Below are 2,738 nucleotides of genomic sequence, written 5' to 3'. Positions count from 1 at the left end.
CTGCGCTGCGAGCGCGACGTGACCTTCGGCGGCGACTCGCCCGAGCCCTCGGCCGAACACCTCGAAGCGCTCGCCGAGCGCGTCACCGACCCCGAAAGCGACGTGGACCTCGGGATCGCAAACGACGGCGACGCCGACCGGATCGCGGTCGTCACGCCCGAGCGCGGCGTCCTCGACGCGAACCTCTTTTATGCCGCCTGCTACGACCGCCTCCTCGAATCCGACTCCGGGCCGGCGGTGCGCACCGTTTCGACGACGTTCCTCGTCGACCGCATCGCGGAGGCGCACGGCGAGGAGGTGTACGAGACGCCGGTCGGCTTCAAGTGGGTCGCGGAGGCGATGGGCGAACACGACGCGCTGTTCGGCGGCGAGGAGTCGGGCGGGTTCACCCTCCGCGGGCACGTCCGCGAGAAGGACGGCGTGTTGATGGCGCTGCTCGCGGCCGCGACCCACGCCGCCGAGCCGTTCGACGCCCGCGTCGACCGCCTGCTCGACGAGCACGGGCACATCGCGGCCGGGAAGGTGTCGCTCGACTGCCCCGACGACCGCAAGGCGGGCGTCCTCGACGAACTGGAAGACCACATCCCGGAGTCCGTCTGTGGCTCCCCCGTGGCGAAAGTCGTCACCCTTGACGGGTTCAAGCTCCTCCTAGAGAACGGCTCGTGGCTGCTCGTCCGCCCGTCCGGCACCGAGCCGAAGCTGCGGGTGTACGCCGAGGCCGACAGCGACGAGGCGGTCGAGGAGCTGCTCGCCGAGGGCCGCGAGATCGTCGAACCGCTGATCTGACGCCGGAGCGGGGTCAAGCCGGCGGCTCCGAACGACGCGCTGATCGCCCGCCGCCGAGAGTTTCAGTTCCGCCTTGCGTTCGGCTCGTTTATTTATGAATTAACGGCATATCGCCTCGTACGGCCGGATTCCCGGCCGAGAGCGACCATGATCGACGACCCGCTGCCGACGCCGAGTGGCATCGACGCCGAACCAGCGCAGAGCGAGGAAGATCCGAGCGACGAGCGCCCGAGCGGCGGGCGAGCGAGCGACGGAGAGCCGGACGCGGAACGGACGGCCCGCGAATCGGGGACCGACCGGGATCGATCCACCGATCCGCCACCCGATTCGGAAGCGGGCGAGGGGCTCGGAGACCGCGAGTCCGAGACGGCGGCCGGCGACGACGACTCGGACGAGTCGGAGCCGCTCGAATACCGGCTCGAACGGCTCCGGCTGTGGCGAACCGTCGTGACGCTCGCGGTGGTCGTCGGCCGCCTCATCCGGTCGCTTTGAGCGTTTCCGTGCCGGCCCGATCGGGTGTCTTTTTAGGGGATACCGCCCAAGCTGAACGTATATGTTCAAGGCCATCGTGGGCGCGTCGACGTTTCAGGACGCGCTCGATTCGGTGAGCGTGTTGGTCGACGAGTGTAAGATCCGCCTGAACGAGGAGGAGCTCTCCATCCGCGCCGTCGACCCCGCCAACGTCGGCATGGTCGACCTCACGCTGGAGGCCGCGGCGTTCGAGTCCTACGAGGCCGACGGCGGCGTCATCGGCGTCAACCTCGCCCGCTTGGAGGACATCGCCGGGATGGCCAACTCGGGCGACCTGATCCACCTCGAACTCGACGAGGAGACCCGCAAGCTCCACATCGAGATCGACGGCCTGAGCTACACCCTCGCGCTCATCGACCCCGACTCGATCCGGCAGGAGCCGGACATCCCCGACCTCGATCTCGCCTCCGAGATCGTCGTCGAGGGTGCCCAGCTCGACCGCGGGATCACGGCCGCCGACATGGTCTCGGACCACATCCGCCTCCGCGTCGACGAGAGCGACGAGGCGTTCTACATCGAGGCCGAGGGGGACACCGACGACGTCAACCTCAAGCTCGACCGCGAGGACCTCATCGCGCTCACCGCAGGGGCCGCCGACTCGCTGTTCTCGCTCGACTACCTCAAGGACATGAACAAGGCGATCCCCTCGGACGCCGAGGTCACCGTCGAACTCGGCGAGGAGTTCCCGGTCAAGCTCCACTACGGGTTCGCGGAGGGGTTAGGGAACGTGACATTCATGCTCGCGCCCCGCATCCAGAGCGACTGAAGCGGTCGAAATCGGCCGATTCAAAATCACACGTTTCGAAGTCGGCGTCCCTCTCGTTTTTCGCTCGCCGCATCGCACGCAGCCGTCGGAATCGATATCCTCACTCGGCCACGACCACCGGAATCGACACCCGCACCCGCGTCCCCCGCGGCTCCCAGTCGGCGTACGCGACGTCGGCACCGATCGCGGCGGCCCCCCACGCGACGACCCACAGCCCCAGCCCGGAGCCGTGTTCGAGGGCGGTCTCCCGCCCGGACTCGACCGCCTCGACCTCGTGGTCCGGGATGCCGGGACCGTCGTCCTCGACGGTGAGGACGAAGCGGGCGTCGTCATCACCGCTGGCTCTCGCTTCCCGCCGGAGTGAGGCCCTGACCCACGTCCCGCCGTCCTCGCGTTCGGTCCCCTCGCCGTCGTGGTGGTCGACGGCGTTCTCCACGGTGTTCTCGACGACCGCGCGGAGCGCGTCGGGCCTGACGTTCGTGGTCCAGCCCGCCTCGTCGACCTCGCGCTCAGCGCCGTCCACGTCGAGTTCGACGGTCGCGTCGCCGTCACGCTCGCGGGCGTCCGCGACGACCGAACGCAGGAGGTCGCGGACGTCCGTCCGCTCGGGGTCGCTGTCGGCGAGGAGCTGCTCGACCGTACCGGCCTTCTCGCC

The 2,738-nt window shown here is 69.1% G+C and carries 3 protein-coding genes and 1 pseudogene; 3 read left to right on the top strand and 1 reads right to left on the bottom strand.

Annotated elements, in window-relative coordinates; genetic code table 11:
• The 3 genes and pseudogenes from BN903_RS10545 to BN903_RS10535 all read left to right on the top strand — a co-directional run.
• Nucleotides 1–786 (top strand): annotated as a pseudogene (locus BN903_RS10545) (phosphoglucomutase/phosphomannomutase family protein); the annotation flags it as partial.
• Nucleotides 787–933: 147 nt separating this feature from the next.
• Nucleotides 934–1,278 (top strand): hypothetical protein, encoded by a 345-nt coding sequence (locus BN903_RS10540; protein ID WP_048077694.1) that lies wholly within the window; start codon nucleotides 934–936, stop codon nucleotides 1,276–1,278.
• Between the two features lie 61 nt (nucleotides 1,279–1,339).
• Nucleotides 1,340–2,083 (top strand): DNA polymerase sliding clamp, encoded by a 744-nt coding sequence (locus tag BN903_RS10535; protein WP_048077693.1) that lies wholly within the window; start codon nucleotides 1,340–1,342, stop codon nucleotides 2,081–2,083.
• A gap of 100 nt (nucleotides 2,084–2,183) precedes the next feature.
• On the opposite strand, the gene BN903_RS10530 is transcribed toward BN903_RS10535, so the two are convergent.
• The coding region (locus BN903_RS10530; RefSeq protein ID WP_048077692.1) for a HAMP domain-containing sensor histidine kinase at nucleotides 2,184–2,738 on the bottom strand (555 nt) is incomplete at its 5' end.

This window comes from Halorubrum sp. AJ67, assembly GCF_000513435.1.
The sequence above is the reverse complement of the archived record's forward strand: the minus strand, read 5'-3'. Positions and strand labels throughout refer to the sequence as shown.

What these genes read in the sequence shown, in the direction of transcription:
- BN903_RS10535 (WP_048077693.1), top strand. Translation starts at nt 1,340, where the DNA reads ATGTTCAAGGCCATCGTGGGCGCGTCGACGTTTCAGGACGCGCTCGAT.
- BN903_RS10540 (WP_048077694.1), top strand. Translation starts at nt 934, where the DNA reads ATGATCGACGACCCGCTGCCGACGCCGAGTGGCATCGACGCCGAACCA.